This is a genomic window from Paenibacillus sp. FSL R5-0912 (genome assembly GCF_000758605.1).
Taxonomy (GTDB): domain Bacteria; phylum Bacillota; class Bacilli; order Paenibacillales; family Paenibacillaceae; genus Paenibacillus_AQ.
The window spans coordinates 3,893,490-3,917,561 of record NZ_CP009282.1 but is presented as its reverse complement, the minus strand read 5'-3'; the positions used below and the strand labels follow the sequence as shown (position 1 = coordinate 3,917,561).

The window sequence follows — 24,072 nt, the reverse complement described above, 5'->3', positions numbered from 1 at the left end:
AGACGATTGAACAGAAGGGGTGGTGCGTATAGTCACAGTTGGACAGAAATAATGAAATTTCTCTTGCGTGTCAGCGGTCAAAATAAAAAGCTGATCCCCATGAGATCAGCTCTTCTTAGCCACAAACGTTATACAATCCGAAGTCAGCCTGACAGGTTCACCCTTTCTGCTGATTTCATATTCCAGCGGTTTTACGAAGCGTCGCTCAACTTTCCAGCCGGCATACTGCTGATCCAGCAGCTCGAACATTCTTGCCGTAGTTAGATTCACTTCAAACATGGGATCGAGTTCTTCCACTTGTGCGAGGTTAACTTCACGAATGTTCGAAGCGATAATAATACAATTCGCTCCATTTCGTTTCGTTCCGGCATTCATTTCCTGCAGTTTCCGCTCCAGTGCCTGTTCCGAACTGATATGCTCTAAAGAAGATACGGCTACGATAATATCATACTCATCCGGTTCAATGTTAAACTGTTCAATATCGGATAACCTTGCCACTATGTATTGCTCAACTCCAAATTCCTTACTGTAATGATATAGTTTATCTATAGCCGATTCCAGCAGGTCAACGCATACCACTTTACCATTTCTGTGCTTCAAAGATTCAGCGATAGGAATGCTGTTCCGGCCGATCCCCGATCCCAAATCCAGCACACTTAAGTATTCCCGCTCCTTATATTCCTCTAAAAGGCTGATCACCGTCTTAACAGGCCTGTGAAGCCAGGACCCTGGCTTGAATAAGTCGTATGTATCGTAACAGTCATCATGATATTTCTTCTCTTCGGATCTGATGTTGGCTATTCTGTCCATTGATTCACCTTACGCTTTCAACGATTCCACTTCATTCTGTATTTGCTTTATTCAGGAACTTCAATATATTCGGATACTCTGGATTTCAGGATTTCTATTAGTTCTTCATCCATAAATCTATAGTCGTCCGGGATATCAAGACAGATTACCTGTTTGTTCCTTAGGGAGTCTGCAAATTTGTCCCTTAGCCTTCTTGTATGCTTCTTCTCCATTACGAATATCAGATCCGACCATCCGATATGTCCTTCGGTCACCTGTATTCTTGCTCCTTCTTCCGTGCCTGCCGACCTTGCTTCGTAACCGTTATATCCGTCAAAAATCTTCTCAGCAGTCAAACTGCGCCACTTATTCCGGCTGCAGATAAAGAGTAGTTTAATGTTGTATCGCCTCTATATTTACTTTGGGATTTCTAGTAATGCGCTCTTATTAATTTGTAGTTTATATTTTCTATGAATTGTTCAATCCTAATCACTTCATCTTCTTCGGGATTCATGATCTCAATAACATATTTTGCAAAACCCATTGGCCAAATATAATACAATTCATTTAATGATAAGGCCGAGGCGCAGCAAGGTGAAATTATTGATAAATCATTAAACTGGTTGGAGCTTTTTGTATCCATTTGCTCAACCCACCAATCGGGTTCTAAATACGTCATACAATGATTGCATCTAATCCCTTCAAAATTCGATCCACTATCTATAAATGTTACTTCATTATATAGCTGTTCACTTATTTCTTTGTTAACGGTCATTAATCTCATTTGATTTTTAATTGCATTTCTCTCTTTTTCGCCGGGGATGGTTTTCTCATGCTTTGGTATGATTTTTACAATGTAATTAGACATTATCACTCCTCCTATTCCCTGCTTGAACTGCAGGCTGGCCGTAACGAGCATGCACGTAAGCTTTAACTGTATTATGTACAACTAAAGCGATCGATTATTGCGTTGAGAGTGTTTTAATTGTATTTTCTACAATTAGAATCATCATATTTCGTAAGAGAAGACTTTCCGCTATTTTTAGTTGTACAGAATACAATTAAACCGTCAAATCAGGTTTATCTCCATGATTTAACTGTACGAAGTACAGTTATTTGCTATGGACTCCACATTAGTTACTTACTCTCAATAGATTTGAAGGCGTAGGCTTCTAAAGAGCAGGACATTTTTAAGTTCGATTTATTTAGTGAAATAGAATTATACTTCATGTGTTAACGTCTAACATAACCACATTTCCAAGAAAAGGTGATTGCATCAACTCTATGGTATCTTTCTATTTATCTACGGTCAATCTCATTTCTGGCTCTGAAGATGGGGTTATCTATAATAATTTATAGCATTATAAAGAAAAACCCGCATATAATGCGGGTTCCAGACGATAACTACGCCAAATATCTTCCCGTAATTGAATGCTCCGCATCAATAATCTGCGAAGGTGTGCCCTCGAATACGACCTCGCCGCCCTTGCTGCCTCCGTCCGGCCCCATGTCGATGATCCAGTCTGCCTGGCTGATCACATCGAGATTATGCTCGATGACGATCACCGTATTGCCGGCATCCACCAGCCGGTTCATGATCTCCATGAGGTGGCCGATGTCGGACATATGCAGGCCGGTCGTCGGCTCATCCATCACATAGATGCTGCCTTTCTTATGCAGCTCGCTGGCCAGCTTAATGCGCTGGCATTCTCCGCCCGAGAGCGTGCTGAGCGGCTGGCCGAGTGTAATATAGTTTAGCCCCACATCACTCATAGCCTGAAGCTTGCGCACCACCTCTTTGAGCTGGAAGAACTCAAGAGCCTGTTCAACAGTCATCTCCAGCACCTCGGCAATGGATTTGCCGTTCAGCTTGTAGGCAAGCACTTCCTCCTTGAACCGTCTGCCTCCGCACACTTCGCAGGGCAGCTTCACGCTGTCGAGGAAACCAAGGTCTGTGTACACGACACCAAGTCCCTGGCAATTCTCGCAGGCGCCCTTGGAGTTGAAGCTGAACAGCCCTTGATTTACCTTATTGGCTGCGGCAAAAGCCTTGCGGACATCATCCATAATCCCCGTGTAGGTAGCGGGATTGGAGCGTGTTGAGACGCCAATCGCCGATTGGTCAATAACGATCGTATCCGGATGCTGACTGAGGAAGACATCATTAATCAGCGTACTTTTGCCCGAGCCTGCGACACCTGTTACCACTGTAAGTACTCCTGTAGGAATATCCACACTTACATTCTGCAAGTTGTGCAGAGAGGCATTCTGGATGGACAGCCTGCCGGAAGACGCCCTGCAATCCTGCTTCAGCTGAAGCGGACGTTTCATATAAGTGCCTGTCAGCGTTCCTGATTCCAGCAACCCCTGGAAGCTGCCTTCATAGACAATATTACCGCCGCGGCTGCCGGCGTGAGGCCCGACATCGACAATATGATCCGCCAGCTTGATAACATCGGGATCATGTTCAACGACAATGACGGTATTCCCTTTGTCGCGAAGCTTCTCCAGCAGCTCATTTAACCGGTGGACATCCCGCGGGTGCAGACCGACGCTGGGCTCATCGAAGATGTAGGTGACATCCACCAGGCTGCCGCTTAGATGCTTCACCATCTTGACGCGCTGTGATTCTCCGCCGGATAGCGTATCGGTCTCACGGTCCAGCGTCAGGTAGTCCAGCCCGATATCGACCAGATGCTGCAGCCGCTCCGCCAGCGACTTGACGACCGGAGCTGCGGCAGGTTCCTCTATCTCCCGGATGGTGCGGATAAGCTGCCCGACTTCCATAGCGGACAGCTCCGCAATGTTCCTTCCATTGATCCGGCAGCTGAGCGCAGCCTGGCTAAGTCTTGCTCCATGGCAGCTGGAGCAGGTGCCTTCGGTGATGAACGGGGCGACCATTTTTTGCGTACGCTCAGATTTGGTCTTCACATCCTGTTTGATATACTTGCCCGTGAACTTCTCAATAACACCTTCTACCGTAATGTTAGTTGCCTTCCCGGCAAAATCCATCTTCACTTTCCTGGCCTTGCCGTGCAGCAGCTGTTCCAGCTCCGCATCTGAATATTCGCTTAGCTTCTTGTCCAGATCGAAGTCACCCGCCTGCACGATCATGTTCCAATCCCAGCCGCCGACTGCATAATCCGGCAGCATGAGGGCTCCATCATTCAACGACTTGGACATGTCCACGGCCCGGCTCATATCGACCCCCAGCTTGCGGCCGATCCCGTTACATTCGGGACACATCCCTTGCGGATCGTTGAACGAGAACATGTTCACTCCGCCTACATGGGGCTGTCCCACCCTGGAGTACAGCAGACGGAGAATAGGCGAGATGTCGGTTATCGTACCCATCGTGGAATGAGAACCGCCGCCCAGCCGCTTCTGATCTACGATAACAGCCATGCTCAGGTTCTCGATCCCGTCTGTATCCGGCTGCGGATAACGCGGAAGGAAGGTTCGCACGAACATGCTGAAGTTCTCGTTCAGCAGCCGCGTGGATTCAGCAGCAATCGTATCGAAGACGATGGATGACTTGCCGGAGCCGGATACTCCGGTGAAGATGGTAATTTTTCGTTTCGGGATACGCAAGGATACGTTCTTAAGATTGTTCTCCCTTGCACCGGATATCACGATATACTCCTGATTCATTTCGTTCATGCTTAGCATCCCTCCAGGTGGTATAGATTTCTTTTGTTTCTATTATCCTTAGCATTATCCTTAGCTTTTGTTTACGGCATTGCCTCATGATTTTGAAAAGATATATTATAGTTATATCGTTGCTGTAGCTAATACACTTAAGGAGAGAGCAATATGCCGATTGAACGGTTTCAAATCCATGTGTCTGATGAAATCCTTGAAGATCTGAAATACAGACTGGATCATGTCCGCTGGCCCGATCCATTAGAGGGTTCTGACTGGGAACGGGGTTCGGATCAGAGTTATTTACGGTCGCTCGTTACGTATTGGCGGGAGCAGTTTGACTGGCGTGCCAGAGAAGCCGAGTTGAACCGCTTGTCACATTTTCGCTGTAACGTCGATGGAATCGATGTGCATTTCGTGCACGAGCGCGGCAAAGGGCCTAATCCGCAGCCAATTATCCTTACGCACGGATGGCCGGACAGCTTTGTGCGATACGAGAAGATTATCCCTATGCTTACGGACCCTGAACGTTATGGCGGGAATCCCGAAGACTCCTTCGATGTCATTGTCCCTTCCGTGCCCGGATTCGGCTTCTCTAATGGCCTGAAACGCGCTGGTGTGAATAATGCCTATGTTGCTGAGCTGTGGGCCAGACTAATGACCGAACATCTGGGCTACCCGAAATTCGCTGCGGCAGGCGGGGATATCGGATCTGGTGTTACACGGTATCTGGCATTCAATCATCCTGAACTTCTGACCGGCATACATCTTACCGACATCGGCATCATCCGGAATCTTCTGGCTGTGCAGGATAAGTCAGGGCTGTCTGAAGAAGAGCTCCTGTACATCAAGAATACTTCGCAATGGATGGCTGATGAAGGCGGGTACATGTCGATTCAATCGACGAAGCCACAGACGCTTGCCTACGGACTGAACGACTCACCTGTAGGATTGGCAGCTTGGATTATTGAGAAATTCCATGCATGGAGTGATTGCAAGGGTGACCTAAGGAACAGCTTTAGCGAGGATGAACTGCTTACGAATATTATGATCTATTGGGTTACCCATACAGCAGGGTCAACAGCGAATATCTATTACGAGAACACACATTCGCTGCCGCCTCTGGGGCGCATTGAGGTGCCCGCCGGAATAGCTATTTTCCCGGGAGATGTCGCCTTGCCGCCCCGGGAATGGGCTGACCGCAATCTGAATATCACCCGCTGGACAACCATGCCCCGCGGCGGACATTTCACAGCCATGGAAGATCCCGCGCCTCTGGCTAAAGACATCCGTGAATTTTTCAGAGCATTAAGAGGATAAAAGATTTCACTGTTTCACCAGCACAGACAACTCGCCCTCAAAAACCTGATCGTCTGAGCTGGTGAACGTTGATAATAACACCGTAACCAGGCCTGTTCCATTCCGCTTCTCTTCTACCCCGGTCACTTCAACCATGGTATACAATTCATCACCCGGATAGACGGGGCGCATGAATTTAATGTTGTTCATCGCAGTTCCGGCAATAACCTCATCCCCATAACTGCCTGTCTCCACCCACAGCTTAAACGACACAGCCAGGGTCTGAATTCCTGAAGCAATGATTCCGTTGAATCGGCCTTGCGCTGCCTTCTCTTCATCCAGATGCATATACTGCGGATCAAATTCGCCGGCAAATCTGGTGATATCCTCTTTCGATAAGGTTAGAGATTTGGTTCTAAACACTTGACCGATATAAAATTCATGAAACCGCATGATTGCACCTCTTGAAGTAATTTTGCTCGTTTATTTTAGAGTAGGATTATATCACAGATCCGGAATTTTGGTTAGACAGGGGCAAACTAATCATCGTCCGGTCTAATAATGCCCATATCTGTTCAGCCATCACTGAAGCTGGATAAGGCAAAGAATTGCTAATCCACCATTCGAAAGAGCTTATTACCGCAGATGCTAGAAACTGTACGGTTATTTCCTTGTTGAAATTTGGCCCGGCAGCGATTAAATCGAATTGTCTGCTAAGACTTTCCCGGACAACGACAAGCAAACGATTTCTAAAAGCAGGTACTCCCCGGTTTCTCAGCATCTTAGAATACAACCCGGAATTCTGTTCCAAATATTCAAAAACCCGAAGCAATGTGGATTTCGAAGTGAATTTACCGGTAACCTCACTGTCAGGCGCGCATTTGTCGATTAAGCGGTTAATTTGTTCTTCCAAACAATGATCAAGCAGATCATATTTATCTAGAAAATGTAAATAAACCGTTCCACGGTTAACATTGGCCAGCTCAGCAATTTTATTTACAGTGATATTTTCAATATCTGTTTCCGACATTAATGCTAAAAAAGCATCCATAATAGCCTGTTTGGATTTCTGTATACGTCTATCCATATATTTCTCCTTCATGAGTCAGAATTGAACATTTCTAAGGTGTGTGTTGATTAATCAACATAAGGGATCGCTTTGGGGATTGTACAATTCTCTGCTTTTTTGTAATGTGATTTTAACAAACAAACGTTGGTTTTTCAACGAATGTTCAATAATACAAATGGAGGCTGCGCTATGAAAGCAATGGGTATAACCGGCTTTGGAATCCCTGAGTCTTTTGAAGAGTATGAACTAGCTGTTCCTGCAATTAAAGAGACACAAGTACTGGTGGAGGTGTATGCCTCCTCAATTAACCCTGGAGATAATCATTTACGTTCGGGTGAGCTATTACTGAGCCCGGTAGGCGGGCAATTTTCCATTCAATTCCCGTTTTTTCTTGGAGGTGATGTTGCCGGTGTTGTAAGAGGTGTGGGTACGGGGGTACAGCACTTTAAAGCAGGTGACCGCGTTATGGGGATGGTCCGTGGAGGCTCTTATATGGATCAAGTGGCTGCCGATGAGGATACCTTAACGATGATACCGGACAATGTATCCTTCGAAGAAGCCGCTGCTGCGCCTACGGTAGCCTTGACGGCCTGGCAGGCACTTTTTGAGCATGGTAAGCTTCAGCCAGGTCAGCGTATTCTCATTCATGGGGGTGCCGGTGGTGTTGGACATGCGGCCATTCAATTAGCCAGACATTATGGTGCTTATGTAATTGCAACTGCAAGAGAGCATAATCATGGCTTTGTCCTGGGTTTAGGCGCAGATGAAGTCATTGACTATTATTCACAACCGGATTTCGTGACAAGGTTATCCGCACCTGTAGATATGGTTCTTGATACAGCTATGCTAGGGAAAAAAGAATTAGAAACTGGACTTCCAGGCGAGTTCGGGGATTATAGCTATGACATATTAAAGGATGGCGGGAAATATATTTCCATAACCTCTTTCGGTATTGGAACCTATCCAGGCGTTCGCAATATTGACTCGCTATTTTTCCGTGCCCGTCCAAACCGGGATGATCTTAATGTAATTTCCACTCACATGCAGGAGGGGAAGCTCAACATTCATGTAGATCATAGGTATCCATTTACCACTCAAGGTTTATTTGAAGCGTACCGCACAAGCGAGAAACAACCCAGACGGGGAAAAATTGTGATTTCAAAAGAAATATAAAAGAAGGGCAGCTTCCCGTTAAGAAGCTGCCCTTCTCTTTTAACTGCCCATGTCTGGCTATCTATACTGGATCTGCGTTTTATTCCAGACCCTGTTTCCCGTAGCCAGTGAGGTTCTCAACGACTTGCGGATCGTAGTGGGAGAAAAATGCGCTTTCGCCTGTATCGAGTGCAGCGATCTTAGCCATGTCCTCCGGCGTCAGTCCGAAGTCAAATACATTCATGTTTTCTTCCATTCTGTTTCGGCTAACTGTTTTGGGAATGACTACCACGCCTCTCTGAATCAGATAGCGCAACGCCACCTGGGCCGTGGATTTATGATATTGATCAGCCACCGTTTGTAAGGTGGTGTTGGTGAACAAATTATTTTTCCCTTCGGCAAAAGGACCCCAGGATTCAATCTGCGTATGGTATTTCTCCATGATTTCCTGAGCTTTGACCTGCTGGTTGAAGACATGGGTCTCCACCTGATTTACAGCCGGCACTACTTCAGTAAACTGTACAAGGTCGATATATCGGTCCGGATAGAAATTACTTACACCAATTGCTCTGAGGGTACCGGCCTTATACAGCTCTTCTAATGCACGGTACGTTCCGTAGTAATCCCCAAACGGCTGATGAATCAGGACCAGATCCAAATAATCCAGCTGCAGCTTTCGCAGGGATTCTTCAATAGAAGCTTTAGCTTGTTCATAGCCTGCATTAGAGATCCATACTTTGGTTGTGATAAACAATTCTTCCCGGGGAACTCCGCTCTTCTTAATAGCACGGCCAACGGCTTTCTCATTCCGGTAAGCTTGTGCGGTATCAATGGAACGGTAGCCTACGCTTAGGGCATCCAGCACACATTTCTCTCATTCCGCGTGATCTGAAATCTGATAGACTCCATAGCCCAGAATCGGCATTTGTACTCCGTTGTTTAAGGTTACATACTCCATTTGTAATTCCTCCTAAGTTAATAGTTACAAGTGATTTTAACCCCGTCTGATTAGTGCCGGTTATTCACCAGCCGGAAAGTCCGTTGAGGCAGCCAAGTCGGTCTGCTTCTCGAAATCAGCAACACGCTTCATAAGAGTCGAAAGGGTGGTGGCCAATGCCTGGGAGCCTAACACCATACGCATCGGCGCAGGCTCTACGTCCACACTCTCGATAATACGGGCAGCCATACGCGCCGGATCGCCGGGAGCCAGTCCATTCGAACCGTCCAGCATGCTCAAAAAACCGTGCGCAGGATTCCCCTCATATTCTGGCATTAATGAAGCAACCTGTGCGCTGCCATAGCGGAATTCGGTAAGGGCTACTCCCGGTTCTACGAATGTAATCCCGATGTTAAAAGCAGCGACCTCCTGGGCCACAGATTCACAGAAGCCTTCAATGCCGAATTTGGTAGCATGGTACATTGAATTGCCCGGGAAGGCAACCTGTCCGCCATAGGATTACCTTGTCCCCTTGCTCAAGGAGCTGCTGCGTCATCACATAACCAAACCCGCTGCTGACACCTGTAATCAGCCATGTTCTTTTGTGCATAATCATTCTATCCTCCTGTTAACTATGATTTCGCTGCTGCTTCGTTCACGCACCGCAGCGCATTCAGACTGCGCGGATAACCGATGTAAGGCAGGCATTGAGAAATGACCTTGATCAATAACTCCTTATCATTTCCAAGCCTCATATTGGCTGCGGCATGACTGGTCGCCTGCGGTTCACAACCGCCTTGCGCATACAGGAAGCAGAACGTAATCATCTCTCTTTGTTTGAGATCCAGTCCTTGCCGGGTATAGTAGTCGCCGAAGCAATTAGCCGCAAGCCATTGATTGATGTGCCGGCTCTCCTCCGGTCCTGATTTCCAGAACTCCTGCATGCTCTCGCCAAAAATATCCACCTGCGCCTGAATCCCCGCTTTAAGACGCGTTTCCATAGTGGTTGTGGCCTGCCCCGGTAGAGGAAGCTCCACACCTCCCGCAGTCAATACATCATTCAGGACATGCAGGAAAGGAAGAACTCTGCCAATACCGAGATAAGCGACGGACTGATAGACTATTTCCTTGGCTTCTACCGGTGTAACGCCAAAGTTCAGGGCTGCGGGCAGCATAGCTTTGAACTCATCGATTCCCTGACAGCCGATTAATACAGATAGAATGGCCATCATACGGGTCCGGTCATCCAAATCATCCTGATGAACCACTTCATCAAATGCAAAATTATCAAACCGCTCGATAAACTCGGGATCGGTTACTTGAAGCTTGGATTCGTAACCCGGAAACATTCTTTCGTGGTATTTCTTTGCGGCATCTGTAATCTCCATTGTGTACTCCTCCTGATCATTTCTGAACGCTTATTATTCTTTCGCCAAAAAGGGTCAACCAAACAAGTTGGCTAACCCTTTATTTAAATGAATTCATGTCTATTATTATACTTGAGTCTCTTTATAATACAATTTATGATTTCGCCTAAAAAGTATAGTAATGTACTATTTTAACGAAAATGTCTATTAAAATTAACTTCCAGGTCCGGAGCTATTCTCCAGTCGTTACACCGGATCATCGTGCCTAAAGGATATTCAAAATCACATTCACCCATAAATGTGAAGCCAAGCTTACTGCAAATGGCGTTAGAAGCAGGATGGCTGATTTTGGGGAAAGCATGAATATACTTGTGCTTCTGCTCTGAATGGATCCTAGCTATGGCCTTAACGGTTGCTTCTGCAGCTATACCTTGCCCTTGAAAAGCAGTTAACACGCTCCATCCGATCTCATACACCGGTTCCCCATGCCAAGTCTGATCCCAGTAACCTACACTGCCGGCTACTTCTAGCTCTGGCTGCAACAGGATCTTGAACATTCTCCCTGTTCCAGTTCCGGCAATCTCACAGTAACGTTTATGACGGGACAGGAGCTTCTCCTCCGTTTCCGGTCCTCCAAGGAAAACTGTCATCTCGGGAGAATTCAATTGCTGCAGCAATCCGAAATCTCCGGCATCCCAAGGTTCAATGCTTACCTCCGGCCTGTACTTCTGTTCTGCCATTACACACACCTCCACATATAATTGCTGACGGGCTCTCAGCTTCATATTATACGATCCCATTAAAAAAGCCCGAAAGCTAAACTTCAGGCAAGTTTCTTCTATAATTAGCCGCTGGGAAGCGAAGAAATGCTGCATTTCATACAACATTTGCGGATTGGCGCCGGAAAAATGAGCACATTGTTGCAATTTGTGCAGGATTTTAAAATGAAATTGGATCTTCACCACTTACCAGGGCAGCGTATTACCGGCATAGTCAATCAGAGTAAGCTCTTGCTGCTTGTAATCCGACTTCAGGCGATTCGCGATCTGCTGCAGAATAGACCCGGCTGATTCATCAGCGGTGAGGCTTCCGGTTATATCCAGCTTTCCTTGCATATAAGTCTGGACATGACCCGGATGGATAACCATAACCTTGCCGCCCTGCGCCGCAATCTGATTCTGAATTAACTGAGACTGCATATTTAGCGCGGCCTTGGACATGCAGTAAGCGTACCAGCTGTTGCGCCAGCAGGTTCCAATACTGCCTGCTTCTGATGAAATGTTAACGATCAGCTTGCTGTCACTCCGGAGAATAGAATCAATTAAGCCATTCGACATCCGCAGCGAGCCTAGCGTGTTCACCCGGAAGACCTGCTCCATTTCATCAAAATCCAGCGTATCCTGAATCGTCTTGCTCATATCACCCAGAATCGCCCCGTTGTTAATCAGTATGTCCACTTGGTCCGTGCAAGCTGCTATAGCCTCCACTGCTTGTTGTACACTATCCCCGTCGCTTATATCCAGCGTAAGCACCTGCAGGTGCTGATCATAAACTGTCTTCAGTTGCTCCAAGTATTCATTGCTCTCCTGCAGATACTGCCCGGCCAACACATGATAACCCTGCTCCAGCAGTGCCTTAACCAGACTCAGCCCAACGCCCCGGTCAGCACCCGTAACTATAGCCCATCGACTCTCCAACAGGCTCACCTCCTGCCCGATTTCTCGTAAGTAAAATGCAGTACACCAGTTGATTATACGAGACTAGGCGTGGCATATCCATAACGGAATGCTTGCAGTTCATGTAATAATGTCCGCAAAACACCTCGCAAAGCGGGCATCCGCAGCAAACCATGAAACCTAAAAAGAGTGTTCCAAGCAGCGGATTCCGCCTTTTGGACACTCTTCATGTGCATTTACCTTCATTTATCAGGTGACAGCCCTTCGATGACCTTGTCGATATTCCATTGAATCATCTTAATGTAGGTGTCGCCGTCTTCCCCTTTTTTAGCTAAGGAATCAGTGAAGATCTTAGAATGTATAGGCACTCCTGTCTCATTAGAGATGGTCTCCATCGTCTTGGGGTTCACGCTCGTCTCCAGGAATAATGCAGGCACCTGATTCTCTTCAATAATACTAATGATCCGTTTCATTTGCTCCGGCGTCCCCTGGCTGTCCGTATTAATCTCCCAGATGAAAGCAGATTCGAAGCCGTAAGCCTTCGAGAAATACTTGAATGCCCCTTCGCTGGTAACAAGAATCCGTTGTTCCTGCGGGATCTTATTTACTTCCTCTTTGGCGTATTGGTCCAGCTCATTCAGTTCCTTCACGTAGGCTGTCTGATTGTTAAGATAATACTCCTTGTTGTCCGGGTCCTGTTCAATTACACGTTTGGTGATCACATCCACGTATTTAATGGAATTCTGGATATCCAGCCAGGCATGGGGGTCCACTTGCGTTTCCTTGCCTTTCTCAGTCAGATACATCGGGGTCACTTCATCGGAGACTGCAAAAGCAACCTCGTTCTTGTTCGTCACCTTCAGCAGGTCCTGGAACCATCCTTTTCCCGTCTCCAGATTCAGGCCGTTATAGAAAATCAGATCTGCGCTAGACACCTTGCCCGTATCTGCGGGTAATGGATCATACATATGCGGGTCTGTTCCAATGGGAACCATACTGTATACTTCAGCTTTGTCCCCGACAATATTCTCGGTCATATCTGCGATGATGGAGTACGTGGCAACAATCTGCAGCTTATCCTCACCCGCTTCCCCCTCATTAGTATTAGAACAAGCAGCGAGCAGTGAGATCAGTACGATAGATGATAGCCATTTGAGTTGTTTCATCCTTGCTTCAGCCCTTTCCTTAAGAAATTATTTTTGGGTGACAGTATGAAGGAGACCGCGAACAGGCTCACACCCACCAGTACTATCGTGGCACTTGTCGGGAGATTAAAGCCAAAGCTGAGATACACACCTACAATTCCCGATACCGCCCCCACCGCAGAGGCTAATACAATCATGTGGATCAGCGTATGGGTCCATAAATAGGAGGTGGCTGCCGGGATCACCAGCATCGCAATGACAAGCACAATCCCCACTTGCGATAACGAGGATACCGTAACTACAGACAGCAGCATCATCAGCAGATAATGATAGAAGCCTGTTTTTAAACCATAAGCCTTGGCAACTACCGGATCGAACGAGCTGATCAGCAGCTCTTTATACAGCAATACAATAATGGCAATCACAACGAGCATGATGATGAAAGATTGCGTTAACTCAGACTGCGGAACGGCGAGGATATTCCCGAACAGAATATGAGTCAGATCCAGACCGCTTTTGGCAAAAGTAATGAGGACAATCCCCAGGGCGAAAAATGAACTGAGTATAATGCCGATAGAGGTGTCGCTTTTGATCGTACTGCGGCTTGTAATGAATTGGATAAGGATTGCGGCCAGCAGGCCAAACAGGGATGCGCCCAGCAGGATGTTGATCCCCAGTATGTAGGACAAGGCTACACCAGGCAGTACAGCATGAGATAAAGCATCGCCCATCAGCGACATCTTCCGGAGAACAATGAAGCTGCCCAGCGCCCCCGATACAATGCCCAGGATGATGGCGGATAAGCCGGCGTTAAGCGCATAGACCGGGATGTTGAACAAGTCTGACATATAATTAATCATATTCGGTCCCTCCTGCCCCTTTGATGATCACATTGCCCAAGGAGGCACCATATGCTGCGCGGATATTGTCGGTAGTGAAGGTATCTTTCACATCTCCAAAGGCGATCAGTTTTTTATTCAGGATAATAATTTTGTCAAAATACTCTTCCACCTCATGCAGATCATGGTGAACGACGAGAATGGTTTTGCCCTCTTCACGAAGATGCTTAAGCAGATTCACGATAATCTTCTCACTGACCATGTCGATCCCGACAAACGGTTCATCCAGGAAAAAAACGTCCGCTCCCTGGGCGAGTGCCCTGGCAATAAAGACCCTTTGCAGCTGTCCGCCGGATAAATTGCTGATTTGTTTATTCGCAAGATCGCTTATATCCACCATCGCCATACATTCCTCGGCCCGTTCCCGGTCTTTTTTGCCGGGGCGCTGGAAGATTCTCAGGTTCGGGTAGGTTCCAGTCAACACCGTATCCTTCACCGTGATCGGAAACGTGAGATCAATATCATTTTTTTGCGGCACGTAGGCAATCTTCCGTTTGTACTCCGAAATATCCCTGCCCTCAACCCTGACCGAGCCAGTTCTCTTCTTAATCACTTCTAATAATGCCTTAATCAGTGTTGATTTCCCTGCGCCATTCGGTCCGATGATCCCCACCGTATGCCCGAACGGGATCTCGAGATTCACATTCTCCAGTGCTGAACTGCCGAAATAATCAACATTTAGGTCTTTAATCTCGATCATATGCTAACTCCTTATCTGCTAATAGCTGTCTGAAATATGACGTAATTATGAGTCTGAATATTCTTTGTTTCCTGAATGAAACAATAAGTTCTGAATACATATTTGTTTCCTGTGGGAAACATTTAGTCTTATGAACAATATATTTAACTGCGGGCAAATTGTCAATAATAATTTAAATTTGTGTTACAATTTCAGCAGAAGGAGTGATTGGGTTGAGAATCGCAGATTTGAACCTGGAGCAGAACAGTCAGGAAATATCGGGATTACTGGAGGAGCATAGCCGGCGGATGGATGACAGCATTCCGCCTTATGAGCGCGAAGTGATCTCGCTGGCAGCTTATGAAGGTGATACATATGTAGGAGGCATTACCGGTGATATGGTCTGGAAGATTCTAAATGTTCACCTGCTGGCCGTCGATCCCGCCTATAGAGGCAACGGACTAGGCGGAATACTGCTCAAGGAGCTGGAAGACAGAGCCCGGTCGCACGGCTGTAAGGTGAGTGAATTAACTACCATGAGCTGGCAGGCTCCGCACTTTTATCAGAAGCTGGGGTACGAGGTCTTCGGGGAGATCCATAATTGTCCCCAGGAAGGCCAGACGAAATATTATTTGAAGAAAAGTCTTGAATAACCACGCAAAAATGCTCCCACACTGCCTGGGAGCATTTATTATATCTGCGAGAATTATGAGTTCATTTAGTTAACTGACTTGTCATACTGTAGATAGACTACGTGCGTCTGCAGGTATTCGTTCAGTCCATGTTTGCCGTCGGCACCGCCGATCCCGGACTTTCTCCAGCCTGCGTGGAAGCCCTGCATCGCTTCAAAATTCTCGCGGTTAATGTAGGTCTCTCCGTATTTCAGACGTTTGATTACTTTCATAGCGACATTCAAATTCTGGGTATATAAGGACGAGGTTAAGCCGAATTCACTGTCGTTGGCAAGCGCGATCGCTTCATCCAGGGTGGAGAACGAAATGACCGGGATAACCGGTCCGAAGATTTCATCCTGCACAATCTCCATGTCGTTGGTGGCATTCGTGATGACCGTCGGCTCGAAGAAACTGCCTGCACCTTCTACCTTTTTACCGCCAAGAGCAATTGTAGCCCCCTCTTGTACTGCACAGTCTACCTTCTGTTGAACCGATTCCTGTGCGGCCTTATTAATCAGCGGCCCCATATGAATATCCTTATCCTTGAGCGGGTCTCCGTATTTCACTGCCTTCATAGCTTCAACCAGGCGGGAGGTGAATTCATCCTTAATGCCCTCATGTACATAGACGCGCTCTGCACAGTTACAGACTTGGCCTGTATTAATCACCCGGGAATCTACGATCGCTTTGATCGCCAGGTCCAGATCGGCATCCTTCATGACAATCGCCGGTGCCTTGCCGCCCAGCTCCAGACTGACCTTGATGATATTCTCGGCGGCCGCCTCCATCACCTTTTGTCCGGCGTGTACACTGCCTGTAAGACTGACCATTCCGACCTTCGGGTTACTGGCCAGTTCATGGCCTACTTCTCCGCCTCTGCCTGTTACCAGGTTGAATACCCCTTTGGGCAGGCCGGCTTTATCAACAATACGGCTGAAGGCCACGGCATTGTTCGGGGATTCCGCACTTGGCTTGACGACAATCGTATTGCCGGTAATCAGCGCCGGAGCCATCTTTCTTGCGATCAGGAAGAACGGGAAATTCCAGGGCAGGATGCCTGTCGTTACACCAATTGCCCGTTTAAACACAAAAATATTCTCATTATCACGGTCGCTCTGAACGATCTCCCCTTCATAACGCCGTGCCCATTCCGCCATATAATCCAAATAATCCGCTGTAAAGTTAACCTCTACCGCAGATAATTCCAATGTCTTGCCTACTTCTTCCGAGATCAGCCTGGCGATGCTGTCCGCCTCCGCGCGTATCCCGTCTGCAATGGCATGCAAATATCTACCTCTCTCGACGGCCGGAGATTCCTCCCAGGCTAATTGGGCTTCTTCCGCTGCATTAATGGCACGTATGACATCATTCCTTGTAGCCTTGGGAACCTGTGAGATTACTTCATCTGTTGCCGGGTTGGTTACTTCGATCCATTCTTTGCCTTCGGATTCCGTAAATTGGCCATCGATATACATCAAATGCTTGGTCACTGTTTCTCCCCCTCAAGGTAGATTATTACAATTGCCCAACCATAGTGTAAACGCTATCAATATTTATTGTCAATAAGATTCACATTTACTATTTGTTTTTATGTTGTTTTTCATTGACTTCTTGAGTTAAGCTATGAATATAGGGTTACATTGATTGGAGGGATCGGCTGTGAAAGTCAGTATTTTCTCTACTTGTTTAGTAGACCTTATGACCCCGGAGGTCGGTATTGCTATGGTTGAAGTCCTTGAGCGGCTGGGTTGTGAGATCGATTTCCCGGCTTCGCAGGTCTGCTGCGGGCAGCCCACTTACAACAGCGGCTATTTGAAGGATTCGAAGCTCGCCATGCAGAATATGATGCTTGCCTTCGAGAACTCCGAATATGTCGTGGGTCCTTCCGGCTCCTGCGTTGCTATGTTCCATGAATACCCGAAGATCTTCAAAGGTGATCCGCAGTGGGAATTGAAAGCGGTTGCTTTGAAAGAAAAATCCTATGAGTTCACGCAGTTCATCGTCAGGGTGCTTGGCGTCACTGATGTTGGTGCAAGCCTTGAAGGAACCGCCACCTACCACCGTTCCTGCCATATGACAAGACTGCTGGGTGAGAAGGAAACTCCATATCAGCTGCTTGAACACGTCAGAGGACTGCAGCTGGAGCCGCTTAAGAACAGCGATAACTGCTGCGGTTTTGGCGGAACCTTTTCGGTCAAAATGCCCGAGATTTCCGAGCAGATGGTGGACGAGAAATGCGGCTGTATCAAGGATACCGGAGCTGATATTCTGATTAGTGCAGATATGGGCTGCCTGCTGAATATCGGGGGGCGTCTGTCCCGCAAGGGTGAGCCTGTCAAGATTATGCATATTGCTGAAGTGCTGAATCAGCATCAGCCTGTTGTTAGCAGAGGAGGAAGCCGGACTTGAGCCTGCAAACCGATAAACGTAATTTCAGCGAACGGACTTTGGACGGTCTTGGGGATTCATTCATGCGAAATGCTGTCGGTTCTGCGCAGGACAGTCTCAAGACTAGACGTCTGTCTGCCGCCACCGCACTAGGGGATTGGGAGCAGTGGCGTAACGCAGGCCAGCTTATCCGCCAGCATACCCTGCAGAATCTGGATTATTATCTCGGCCAGCTCGCCGATAATGTTGAGCGACAAGGCGGCCATATTTATTTTGCAGCTACCAAAGAAGAGGCCAGCAGTTATATAAGAGATGTGATCGTCCGCAAGCAAGCTAAAAAGGTTGTAAAATCCAAATCTATGGTCACGGAGGAAATTGAGCTGAACCATGTCCTGATCGAAGCCGGCTGTGAGCTGATTGAGACGGATCTTGGGGAGTATATCCTCCAAATGGATGATTGGGACCCGCCCTCGCATATCGTCGCTCCCGCACTGCATAAAGACCGGAGACAAATCCGGCGGGTGTTCTCAGAGAAGCTCGGATATACGGGAGATGAAACCCCGGAGAATCTGGCCGGATTCGCCCGGACGGTTCTGCGGCAGAAGTTCCTGGAAGCTGAAGTCGGGATTACGGGCTGCAACTTCGCCATAGCTAATCTGGGAGCGATCAATCTGGTGACCAATGAGGGCAATGGTGATCTTACGGCTGCCATACCGAAGACCCATATTGCGGTGATGGGCATGGAGCGGATTGTCCCGACCTTGGAGGAAATGGAGGTGCTGGATAACCTGCTCTGCCGCAGTGCCGTCGGACAGAAATTAACCAGCTACATTACCGTATTGGGGCCTTCTGCAGCCGGAGAGACAGATGGTCCCGAGGAATTCCACCTGGTTGTTGTCGACAACGGCCGGTCCGATATTCTGGGAAGTGAATTTAACGAGGCGTTGCAGTGTATCCGCTGCGGTGCTTGCCTTAATGTCTGCCCGATCTACCGCCATATCGGCGGGCATGCCTACGGATCAATCTATCCGGGCCCGATCGGTGCGGTAATCACTCCGCTGCTTGGCGGGTACGATGACTATAAGGAGCTGCCGTTTGCCTCCAGTCTCTGCGGTGCTTGTACAGATGTCTGCCCGGTGAAGATTCCGCTGCATGAGCAGCTGATCATGCACCGGCAGAACATTGTCGGGCAGCGAAGAACCGGCGCCGCAGACAGGCTTCAGATGAAAGTGGCCAGCCGGCTGCTGTCCTCCCCTGCCCTATTCGGCCGGACCCTGCGGTTAGCACACTCCGCCAGCCGATTGATGAGTAAACAGGGGCGAATCGTAAGAGGACCAGCCTTGATTCACGGCTGGATTCATGCCCGCGACCTCAAGCAGCCCGTCAAGCAGCAGGACAGCTTCCGGGCATGGATGGAGAAACGTAAAGGAGGGTCAGAGCAATGACAGTATCCTCGAATAAGGAGGCTTTTCTGAATACAATTGCCGCTAAGCTGGGCCGGGAACGTAAGACTAATGTTCAGCGGCCTGTTATACAGGACTTGATTCCGGACAACTATGGCGAGCTAACTAACGATGATCTGGTAGAGATTCTTAAGGAGCAGTGTTTCTTCATTCACACTCAAGTGATTGAATCGAATCCGGAGATTCTGCAGCGGACCTTGGATGATCTTATAGAAGCGAATGGCGGCGGGCTGGTTATGACTTCCGGAGATCCCCGGTTTGCCGAATACGGGCTGGAGTTCCCGGATGCCGCCGTGTGGGAGGAAGCAGCAGGAAGAGAGGAGAATGTTATGCGGGCTGAATCAGCGAATACAGCGATTATCTTCGCCGACTGTGCGCTGGCTGAGTCCGGAACGGTTGTGGTAGAGAGCCGCCCGGATCAGGGCCGCTCCCTTCACTTCCTGCCTGCCCATTATATTGCGGTGATTGAGCGGCAGAGGCTTGTGCTCCGTTCTACTCAGGCAGCAGCAGCGTTTAACCGGAGAATTCAAGCCGGTGAGCCGGTGGGCTCATCAATTAATTTCATCTCCGGCCCCTCCAATTCCGCCGATATCGAAATGAAACTCGTGGTGGGTGTGCATGGACCGCTGAGAGCTACCTATGTGCTTATTTAGTAATCCGTAACATCAAATTCTCTATCCTTATAATAAAATTTCCGGTCTTCCTCGGTGATCTCACGGATAATTCTGCATGGGCTGCCTACTGCTATCACGTTATCGGGAATGTCCTTGGTCACCACGCTGCCAGCCCCGATCACTACATTGTTACCTATGGTTACGCCCGGATTCACGATCACGTTGCCGCCGATCCAGACATTATTGCCGATCGTTATAGCGATCCCATATTCATAGCCTGAATTCCGGGAATCGGGATGGACGGGATGTCCTGCGGTATAGAGCGATACATTCGGAGCAAACATGACATTATCACCGATGACGACTCTGCCGACATCAAGAATAGTACAGTTGAAATTAGCATAGAAATTATTCCCCACAGAGATGTTGGTTCCATAATCGCAGTGGAAGGGCGCTTCGATATGAATTACCTCTCCTGTCTTGCCGATAATCTTCCGGATCAGTGCTGCTCTCTCCTCTTCTTCATCAGGACGGAGCAGATTGAACTGATGGACCATCAGTCTGGCAGCTGTTCTCTCTTCCGTTAATCCATCCAGCCAAGCTTTATAAGGGAGACCTGCAAGCATTCTTTCTTTCTGGTTCATTGTTTGTTCCTGCCTTTTCTTGTAGAGTAATCGGCCGACCTGCACCTCAATCACCACTTATTAAATGACTTATAATAAGTTATACCATAATTATATAGGAAGAACAAGAGCCCCACTGATTGGCGGGGCTGCAAGACATTTTACATTGTTACATGCGTTCTCTTGTATAGAACCGGTATTGCCGCTGCGATTAGGATGATCCCCATAACAGCAGGCGCAGAATGACCAAGCGATACATAGATTTGCCCCCCAATGAGAGGCCCGATCATCCTGGCCAACGCCTGAATCGATTGGCTGCCGCCTTGAATCCTCCCTTGTTCACTCGAATCGACAGACTTGGATAGCATCCCGTTGAACGAAGGCCCGAAGATCGAATCACCAAAGCCGAAGATGAACATTCCAACGATGAAAAGCGGATAGAACGCTAAGAGTGACGAGACGGCAATGAACCCATAGCCTATAATCTCCGAGACCATTCCAAGTACGGCGATCTGCTGATCACTTAATTTCTTCAGAAGCTTGGGCATGATGAAGCCTTGCGACAGGATATCCTGAAAACCCATAATGGAGAACATTAGTCCGATGATTGCCGGTTTCCAGCTGAAGGAATCCATTGTGAATTGTGAGAACACAGCCTGCATAGATCCATTAGGTATCCAGAGCAGGAAGGCGGAAATAAGCAGCCTGTTCAAGTTTTTCATGGAGAGCAGACTGGCCAGCTGTGAGAATGGATTCAGTCTAACAAAGGTAATCTCTTGCAGTCTATTATTCTTGCTCAGACTCTCCGGCATGTAGAAGAATCCGTAGATAACATTCAATAAAGTAATGGCCGCTCCAAAATACATCGGTACAGCATAGCCAAACTTGGCAAGTAATCCGCCTACACTCGGGCCAATGATGGTGCCTGCACCTACGACCGCACTCACCCAGCCAAAGTATTTGGTTCTTTGCTCCGGTGGAATAATGTCTGCAAAATAGGCAAAGATCGTGCTGATGCTCCCGCCTGTTATACCTTCTATGATCCGACCGGCGAACAGTACCCACAGGGCTCCTCCTATACCAAAAATAAAGTACCCGATCGCAGAACCTAACAGGCATATTAAGAGCAATGGACGGCGGCCGTATTTGTCGCTTAGTGCTCCAAGTACCGGGGCCGCAAAAAATACGCAAAATGCATAAACGGAGGTCAGCAGCGTAACCATTACCGCTTGTTCGCCCGGATTATCGGTATACGGCTGCACTAAGAATGGAACGACAGGCGCTATGATAGTGAAGCCTATTCCGCACAGAAATACAGAGATAAGGCCGAAGATTAAAGCGTGTCTGTCTACGGTTTGTTCTGTGTTCTTTGTAGAGTGTGATCTGGATTTGAACATGTAATTCTCCCCTCAAACGTCATGATTATGTTTCCTAGGAAACATAATCATCCTACTGCATTTTTGTTTCCTCGTCAACAAAAATGCAGTAAAAAGACAACCGTTCTCGAAAGAGCCCGGCTGCCTGAGGTTTCATTATCAGTATTCAATTCATTCCGGTTTCAAATCTGTACCGAGTTTTGTGATTTCTGCATCCAAATGCCTGCTATACTTCTCAATGAAGCCAAGCATGTTGTCATATTGCTCCTCTGTTACCTGCTCGAATACAGCTTTATCCCGCTCGCGGAATTCCTGGTGCAGCTCCTCATGGACTTTGCTGACCGCTTCCCCTTGCTTCGTAAGCCTGAAATAGATTTCTTTCTTATTATCCGGCTTCTGGTAGCTTTCGATATAGCCCTTTTCCATGAGCTTCTTGGTTATTTTGCTTATAGCACTTCTAGTCATATAAAAATGCTCCGCAAGTATGGTCACGTTGGAATCCGCATTTTGCCCGATATATTCGATGCAATGTACCTCAGAGGGCTTGTACCCCTTAAGACTCTCTTCCATCTTGGATTTATTCAGCCAGCTCAGCTTGTTAAATAAATCCCTGAAATTCATCAGGACCTGTTCTTCTTTGTTCATGGCCTGCCCTCCCGACGCCTTAGTGCATTAACATTATTATTGTAGCACTTATTCCATCCGGTAGGTCCAAAAGGATTCCCGTCCGAACCGGGTTTGAATCTCCTCCGCAGTCAGCTCCCGGCTTCCCACAAGCTCCGCCGCTTGATATTGCGAACGGTGGGCCTGAATCGAGGCCATTTTCTTCGCTAGGAATGCAGTCACGTCTACGTTCACATCCGCCGGGCCGATCATCTGCTCATGGTTGCTGGAGAACGCAATGCAGTGAACTATTGGCCGCTTCGCAGACGGGAGCCTGCCGACCGCCCGGATGACAGCGGCTCCGGTGGCATCGTGATCGGGATGGACACTATAGCCGGGATAAAAGGTAATGACGAGTGACGGGGTCAATTCCTCGAGCAGTACCAGCAGTGTATTATCCAGGAGCTGCGGGTCTTCGAATTCGATCATTTTATCGTGGAAACCAAGCATTCTTAAATCTTGTATGCCAATCGCACGGCAGGAGGCTATCAATTCTTCCTTGCGGATCTCCGGCAAAGTAACCCGGTTCGCGAATGGCGGGATTCCCATGTTCCGTCCCATCTCCCCTAAGGTCAGACAGGCATAGGTCACCCCGGCACCACTGTCTATGTACTTTGCCAGGGTCCCTGCAGCAGCGAAGGCTTCATCATCGGGATGCGGAAATACAACTAGCACGCGCTTATGTTCAGCTTGATTAATATCCATGGCTCACAGCCCCCTTCATTCTTCATTGTTTCCATCAAAATATTCAATAACGACGTCACGGAATATCCGTCCAGCCTGTGAAATGTAGCGGCTCTTATGCCATAACAAGGCGATTTCCCTGACCAGGCCCTGATCCTCAACAGGGATCAACACTATATTATCCTGGGCATTCTTGGCCGTGCCGGGTATGAAGGCTAAGCCGATTCCGGCTTCCACCAGGGCGACGAGCCTTGCCGGTTCATCCCCTTCATACACATACTTTGGGGTAAATCCTGCGGATTGGCATACGGAGTCCACCAAATCACGAATCCCGTAGCCTCTTGTGACACCGGCAAACCATTCATCCTTGAGCTCTATTAGGGATACGCTCTGGCGGCCTGCCAAACGGTGCCCCGCTGGAACGGCAACATAGATAGGGTCGGTGCAGACGATTTGACACTCCATCTCTTCTCCCCATACCGGAGGTGAGGACAAACAGAAATCGACCTCTCCCCTTCGAAGAAGGGTAATCATCTCCTGCATGGACAGCATTTGTACGTGAAAATGGACAGCCGGCAGCTTTTTGCGGAATTCCCGGAGGATATTAGGCAATGTGCTTGCGGTGGTGACGGCTAATTCAAGTGTATCCGGCTCCAGGCTGGACAGATCTCTAAGCTCCTGCCTCCCCTGTTCCAATTCAAACAAGGCTTTCTCCGCACGCGGAAGGAATCTGCTGCCGGACTCATTTAAGCGCAGCTTCCTCCCGGTCCGGTCAAACAGGGGAACCCCAAGATCCTCTTCCAGGCGCTGGATGGTCTTGCTGAGTGAGGACTGAGTCACATGCAACGTAAGCGCAGCCTCGGTCATATGCTCTAAACGGGCCACTGCGATGAAATATTGCAATTGAAGAAGTTCCATAACCCGCCTCCATTC

The 24,072-nt window shown here is 48.1% G+C and carries 24 protein-coding genes and 2 pseudogenes; 6 read left to right on the top strand and 20 right to left on the bottom strand.

The features are described from left to right. Positions 1–105: 105 nt before the first annotated feature. The 4 genes from R50912_RS16645 to R50912_RS16630 form a co-directional block, all read right to left on the bottom strand. Positions 106–810, bottom strand: a complete 705-nt coding sequence (locus tag R50912_RS16645; RefSeq protein ID WP_042236461.1) for a class I SAM-dependent methyltransferase — start codon at positions 808–810, stop codon at positions 106–108. Between the two features lie 47 nt (positions 811–857). Then, a complete protein-coding gene (locus R50912_RS16640; RefSeq protein WP_042236460.1) occupies positions 858–1,187 on the bottom strand; it encodes a low molecular weight protein tyrosine phosphatase family protein in 330 nt (109 codons plus the stop codon). 32 nt (positions 1,188–1,219) lie between these two features. Further along, positions 1,220–1,657, bottom strand: a complete 438-nt coding sequence (locus tag R50912_RS16635; RefSeq protein ID WP_042236457.1) for a hypothetical protein — start codon at positions 1,655–1,657, stop codon at positions 1,220–1,222. Positions 1,658–2,193: 536 nt separating this feature from the next. Continuing rightward, positions 2,194–4,449 (bottom strand): ATP-binding cassette domain-containing protein, encoded by a 2,256-nt coding sequence (locus R50912_RS16630; protein WP_042236455.1) that lies wholly within the window; start codon positions 4,447–4,449, stop codon positions 2,194–2,196. Between the two features lie 153 nt (positions 4,450–4,602). On the opposite strand from R50912_RS16630, the gene R50912_RS16625 reads away from it, so the two are divergent. Next, positions 4,603–5,751: an epoxide hydrolase family protein gene (locus tag R50912_RS16625; protein WP_042236453.1), complete on the top strand. Its 1,149-nt coding sequence runs from the start codon at positions 4,603–4,605 to the stop codon at positions 5,749–5,751. Between the two features lie 6 nt (positions 5,752–5,757). Here the strand turns inward: R50912_RS16625 and R50912_RS16620 are convergent, their stop codons facing one another. Next, entirely contained in the window at positions 5,758–6,183 is a 426-nt protein-coding gene (locus R50912_RS16620; protein ID WP_039307901.1) for a MaoC family dehydratase, read from the bottom strand. A 46-nt stretch (positions 6,184–6,229) separates the two neighbouring features. Next, positions 6,230–6,817, bottom strand: a complete 588-nt coding sequence (locus R50912_RS16615) for a TetR/AcrR family transcriptional regulator (RefSeq protein WP_042236450.1) — start codon at positions 6,815–6,817, stop codon at positions 6,230–6,232. 171 nt (positions 6,818–6,988) lie between these two features. On the opposite strand from R50912_RS16615, the gene R50912_RS16610 reads away from it, so the two are divergent. Then, a complete protein-coding gene (locus R50912_RS16610; RefSeq protein WP_042236448.1) occupies positions 6,989–7,972 on the top strand; it encodes an NADP-dependent oxidoreductase in 984 nt (327 codons plus the stop codon). Positions 7,973–8,051: 79 nt separating this feature from the next. On the opposite strand, the pseudogene R50912_RS16605 reads toward R50912_RS16610, so the two are convergent. From R50912_RS16605 to R50912_RS16570, 8 genes and pseudogenes are all read right to left on the bottom strand, one after another. After that, positions 8,052–8,909 (bottom strand): annotated as a pseudogene (locus R50912_RS16605) (aldo/keto reductase). A 60-nt stretch (positions 8,910–8,969) separates the two neighbouring features. After that, positions 8,970–9,395, bottom strand: a pseudogene (locus R50912_RS16600) (SDR family NAD(P)-dependent oxidoreductase); the annotation flags it as partial. A gap of 125 nt (positions 9,396–9,520) precedes the next feature. Beyond that, a complete protein-coding gene (locus R50912_RS16595) occupies positions 9,521–10,276 on the bottom strand; it encodes a carboxymuconolactone decarboxylase family protein (protein WP_042236445.1) in 756 nt (251 codons plus the stop codon). Between the two features lie 170 nt (positions 10,277–10,446). Then, the gene (locus R50912_RS16590; RefSeq protein WP_042236442.1) at positions 10,447–10,995 is read right to left on the bottom strand and encodes a GNAT family N-acetyltransferase; all 549 of its coding nucleotides are present in this window, start codon (positions 10,993–10,995) and stop codon (positions 10,447–10,449) included. Positions 10,996–11,220: 225 nt separating this feature from the next. Beyond that, positions 11,221–11,952, bottom strand: a complete 732-nt coding sequence (locus R50912_RS16585) for an SDR family NAD(P)-dependent oxidoreductase (RefSeq protein WP_081956532.1) — start codon at positions 11,950–11,952, stop codon at positions 11,221–11,223. Positions 11,953–12,173: 221 nt separating this feature from the next. Next, complete coding sequence (locus R50912_RS16580; RefSeq protein WP_042137290.1) at positions 12,174–13,097, bottom strand: metal ABC transporter substrate-binding protein; 924 nt, start codon at positions 13,095–13,097, stop codon at positions 12,174–12,176. Then, positions 13,094–13,936: a metal ABC transporter permease gene (locus R50912_RS16575; RefSeq protein WP_144026133.1), complete on the bottom strand. Its 843-nt coding sequence runs from the start codon at positions 13,934–13,936 to the stop codon at positions 13,094–13,096. The genes R50912_RS16580 and R50912_RS16575 overlap by 4 nt, the downstream gene beginning before the upstream one ends. Then, entirely contained in the window at positions 13,929–14,672 is a 744-nt protein-coding gene (locus R50912_RS16570) for a metal ABC transporter ATP-binding protein (RefSeq protein WP_197073119.1), read from the bottom strand. Before R50912_RS16570 ends, R50912_RS16575 begins: the two co-directional genes overlap by 8 nt. Positions 14,673–14,887: 215 nt before the next feature. On the opposite strand from R50912_RS16570, the gene R50912_RS16565 reads away from it, so the two are divergent. Continuing rightward, positions 14,888–15,307, top strand: coding sequence for a GNAT family N-acetyltransferase (locus tag R50912_RS16565; protein ID WP_042236440.1), 420 nt, complete (start codon positions 14,888–14,890; stop codon positions 15,305–15,307). A gap of 65 nt (positions 15,308–15,372) precedes the next feature. Here R50912_RS16565 and aldA read toward each other — a convergent pair whose 3' ends face one another. Further along, a complete protein-coding gene (gene aldA / locus R50912_RS16560) occupies positions 15,373–16,818 on the bottom strand; it encodes an aldehyde dehydrogenase (protein ID WP_269322066.1) in 1,446 nt (481 codons plus the stop codon). A gap of 169 nt (positions 16,819–16,987) precedes the next feature. Here aldA and R50912_RS16555 point away from each other — a divergent pair, with 169 nt between their 5' ends. From R50912_RS16555 to R50912_RS16545, 3 genes are all read left to right on the top strand, one after another. Continuing rightward, positions 16,988–17,737 (top strand): (Fe-S)-binding protein, encoded by a 750-nt coding sequence (locus R50912_RS16555; RefSeq protein WP_042236438.1) that lies wholly within the window; start codon positions 16,988–16,990, stop codon positions 17,735–17,737. Between the two features lie 62 nt (positions 17,738–17,799). Next, positions 17,800–19,161 (top strand): LutB/LldF family L-lactate oxidation iron-sulfur protein, encoded by a 1,362-nt coding sequence (locus R50912_RS16550; RefSeq protein WP_442950520.1) that lies wholly within the window; start codon positions 17,800–17,802, stop codon positions 19,159–19,161. After that, entirely contained in the window at positions 19,158–19,832 is a 675-nt protein-coding gene (locus R50912_RS16545; RefSeq protein WP_042137281.1) for a LutC/YkgG family protein, read from the top strand. The genes R50912_RS16550 and R50912_RS16545 overlap by 4 nt, the downstream gene beginning before the upstream one ends. Here R50912_RS16545 and R50912_RS16540 read toward each other — a convergent pair. The 5 genes from R50912_RS16540 to R50912_RS16520 all read right to left on the bottom strand — a co-directional run bounded on the left by R50912_RS16540 (position 19,829) and on the right by R50912_RS16520 (position 24,057). Next, a complete protein-coding gene (locus R50912_RS16540) occupies positions 19,829–20,437 on the bottom strand; it encodes a sugar O-acetyltransferase (protein ID WP_042137280.1) in 609 nt (202 codons plus the stop codon). The genes R50912_RS16545 and R50912_RS16540 overlap by 4 nt on opposite strands. Before the next feature lie 140 nt (positions 20,438–20,577). Further along, on the bottom strand, positions 20,578–21,813 hold the full coding sequence (locus R50912_RS16535) for an MFS transporter (RefSeq protein ID WP_042236436.1): 1,236 nt from the start codon (positions 21,811–21,813) through the stop codon (positions 20,578–20,580). A gap of 150 nt (positions 21,814–21,963) precedes the next feature. After that, positions 21,964–22,437, bottom strand: a complete 474-nt coding sequence (locus R50912_RS16530) for a MarR family transcriptional regulator (protein WP_042236435.1) — start codon at positions 22,435–22,437, stop codon at positions 21,964–21,966. A 48-nt stretch (positions 22,438–22,485) separates the two neighbouring features. Beyond that, on the bottom strand, positions 22,486–23,160 hold the full coding sequence (gene bshB2 / locus R50912_RS16525) for a bacillithiol biosynthesis deacetylase BshB2 (protein ID WP_042236434.1): 675 nt from the start codon (positions 23,158–23,160) through the stop codon (positions 22,486–22,488). 15 nt (positions 23,161–23,175) lie between these two features. After that, on the bottom strand, positions 23,176–24,057 hold the full coding sequence (locus R50912_RS16520; protein ID WP_042236432.1) for a LysR family transcriptional regulator: 882 nt from the start codon (positions 24,055–24,057) through the stop codon (positions 23,176–23,178). Positions 24,058–24,072 lie beyond the last annotated feature (15 nt).